This is a genomic window from Arthrobacter sp. Y3223164, assembly GCF_059091005.1.
Genome location: NZ_JBNHGF010000363.1, coordinates 1 through 2,711, shown reverse-complemented (window position 1 = coordinate 2,711; position 2,711 = coordinate 1). Strand labels below are relative to the sequence as shown.

At 67.4% G+C, this 2,711-nt stretch carries 4 protein-coding genes; 1 reads left to right on the top strand and 3 read right to left on the bottom strand.

Going from position 1 to position 2,711, the window contains the following annotated elements:
• From ruvC to pdxT, 3 genes are all read right to left on the bottom strand, one after another.
• Positions 1 to 461: crossover junction endodeoxyribonuclease RuvC (ruvC, locus tag AC5RUJ_RS14085; protein WP_494156036.1), on the bottom strand; the 461-nt coding region annotated here is incomplete at its 3' end.
• 26 nt (positions 462 to 487) lie between these two features.
• Complete coding sequence (locus AC5RUJ_RS14080) at positions 488 to 1,243, bottom strand: YebC/PmpR family DNA-binding transcriptional regulator (RefSeq protein WP_493999828.1); 756 nt, start codon at positions 1,241 to 1,243, stop codon at positions 488 to 490.
• A gap of 2 nt (positions 1,244 to 1,245) precedes the next feature.
• A complete protein-coding gene (gene pdxT / locus AC5RUJ_RS14075) occupies positions 1,246 to 1,950 on the bottom strand; it encodes a pyridoxal 5'-phosphate synthase glutaminase subunit PdxT (protein WP_494073891.1) in 705 nt (234 codons plus the stop codon).
• A gap of 134 nt (positions 1,951 to 2,084) precedes the next feature.
• Between pdxT and AC5RUJ_RS14070 the strand changes: the two genes are divergently transcribed.
• Positions 2,085 to 2,711 (top strand): Mur ligase family protein (locus tag AC5RUJ_RS14070; RefSeq protein ID WP_494156035.1); only part of this gene is annotated, 627 nt, incomplete at its 3' end.

Below are 2,711 nucleotides of genomic sequence, written 5' to 3'. Positions count from 1 at the left end.
CAGGCATGGGTGATCGCCAGCGCCAGGGCGTCCGCGGCATCGGCCGGGCGCGGCGGGGTGTCCAGCCGAAGGATCCGGGTCACCATCTTGGTCACGGCGGCTTTGTCCGCCTGCCCGTTGCCGGTGACCGCCGCTTTCACCTCGGTGGGCGTGTGCAGCGCGACGGCGATCCCGCGCCGTGCCGCCGCCGCGATGACCACCCCGGACGCCTGCGCGGTGCCCATCACGGTACTGACATTGGTCTGGCTGAAGACGCGTTCGACGGCGAGCACGTCCGGGGTGTGCGCGTCGAGCCATTCGTCGATCGCGTCGGCAATCTTCAGCAGGCGCAGCTCCAGCGCCATGTCCGGGGTGGTCCCCACCACACCGACGTCCACGAGGGAGGAGCGCCGGTTCGGTTCAACATCGACCACGCCCAGGCCGCAGCGGGTCAGGCCCGGGTCCACTCCCAGCACGCGCATGGCGGGCGCCGACGGCCGGACCGGTGTCAGTCGTTCTCGATTTCGGCGAGGACGTCCGCGCTGATGTCGGCGTTGGAGTAGACGTTCTGGACGTCGTCCAGGTCCTCGAGGGCATCCACCAGCTTCATGAACTTCCGGGCCGCGTCCGCGTCGAGCTCCACGGCCATCGAGGACACGAACTCGATCTCGTCGGTTTCGTATTCGATGCCGGCCTCTTCCAGTGCGGCCACGACGGCGCGCAGGTCCGTGGGATCGGCGTGGACCTCGAAGTTGTCGCCCTGCTCCTTGACTTCCTCCGCGCCGGCTTCGAGCACCGCCATCAGAAGGTCGTCTTCCGTGAGTTCGTTCCTGGGCAGGGACACCACGCCCTTGCGGGAGAACATGTAGGACACCGACCCCGGGTCGGCAATGGTGCCGCCGTTGCGGGTGATGGCCAGGCGAACCTCCGAGGCGGCCCGGTTCTTGTTGTCGGTGAGGCACTCGATCAGCACAGCGGAGCCCTGCGGCCCGCGGGCCTCGTAGATGATTTCGCTGTAGTCCACCGTTTCGCCGGTCAGGCCGGCACCGCGCTTGACCGCGCGGTCGATGTTGTCGTTGGGAACCGAGGTCTTCTTGGCCTTTTGGACGGCCAGTTCCAGCGCGGGGTTGCCGGACATGTCCGCTCCCCCGTTGCGCGCCGCTACCTCAATGTTCTTGATCAGCTTCGCGAACGACTTGGCACGCCTGGCGTCGATCACGGCCTTCTTGTGCTTGGTGGTTGCCCACTTGGAGTGTCCGGCCATGCTTACGCCTCTCCTCTGACGATGCGGATGAAAAGTTCGTGGATGCGGCGCTCCCCCGTAATCTCCGGGTGGAAGGATGTCGCCAGCAGATGCCGCGAACGCACTGCCACTATTCTAGCTGTCCCGTGCAAAGTGTCGGTGTGGGAGGCCTCCTCCGGCTGCACGGCAGCCAGGACCTCCACGCCCTTGCCCACGCGTTCCACCCAGGGCGCACGGATGAACACGGCGTGGACCGGCGCCGGGTCCTGGCCGGGAGACGCCGCGCTGAACTCCAGGCCCCGGAAGTCCAGCTCGGACTCGAACGATTCGCGCTGCCGGCCGAAGGCGTTCCGACGCACCGTTATATCCAGGCCGCCCAGCGTCTGCTGCGGTTCGCCCTTCAGGTCGGTGGCCGGGTCTGCAATCTCCCGGGCCAGCATGATCATGCCCGCGCACGAACCGTAGACCGGCATGCCCGCCTCGATCCGCCCCTTCAGCGGATCGGCCAGCTCAAAGATGCGGGTGAGCTTGTCGATAGTCGTGGATTCACCGCCGGGGATGACCAGGCCGTCCACGGCCGCCAGTTCCGCAGGCCGGCGCACCGGCACCGCCGTGGCGCCGCTGTGCTCCAGGACGGATAGATGTTCGCGGACATCGCCCTGCAGGGCAAGCACACCAATCGTGACCACGGTGACAGTTCCTCGGAGTTCGCATCGGGGCCGCCTCAGTGGCGGCCGTACGGAAAAACAGTAGTGCCAACCGGTCCGGCGGTGTTAAACGGTGCCCCCTCCCCTGTGGTGACCGACACTGTTCGGCCCGGGCCGACGGCGCCGGGGCACGGCGGCTTGTATAGTCTCTACTCATGCGACACCTCCTTGCGACCGTTGCCGGAAAGGCCGTAAAGGCGGTAGCCAGGCTCCGCGGCGGCGGTTCCGCACTGCCCGGCCTGGTGGCCGAAAAAATCGATCCGCAGTTCCTGCCGCGCACGCTCGGCGAGCTGCCGCGCGGCGTCGTGGTAATCAGCGGGACGAACGGCAAAACCACTACCACCAAGATGGTGGTGGAGCTGCTGCAGGGGCAGGGCCTGAAGGTGTTCACGAACCGGACGGGCAGCAACTTCACCCGCGGCGTGGTCGCTGCCGTGCTGGGCGACTCCGACGCCCGGGGCCGGCTTAACGCGGACATTGCCGTGTTGGAGCTGGACGAGGCCCACGCGGTTCACTTCGTCAAACTGGTGGCCCCGCGCTACAGCCTGCTGCTCAACGTCATGCGCGACCAGCTGGACCGCTTTGGCGAAATCGAAACGACCGCGGGTTTCCTCCGGCAGATCGCCGCGGCGACGACCGAGGCAGTGGTATTGAACCGGGAAGACCCGCGCATCGCGGCGCTGGCGGGCGCCGTGGCCGCGCCGCGGGTCGAATACTTCGGCCTGGCGCCGCAGCTGCGCCACATGTTTCCGCACGACGACGAAATGTGGTCCGCCGCCTCC

Bases quoted from the DNA above. Each gene is read 5' to 3' on its own strand.
- AC5RUJ_RS14080 (WP_493999828.1), bottom strand. From the start codon at position 1,243: ATGGCCGGACACTCCAAGTGGGCAACCACCAAGCACAAGAAGGCCGTG.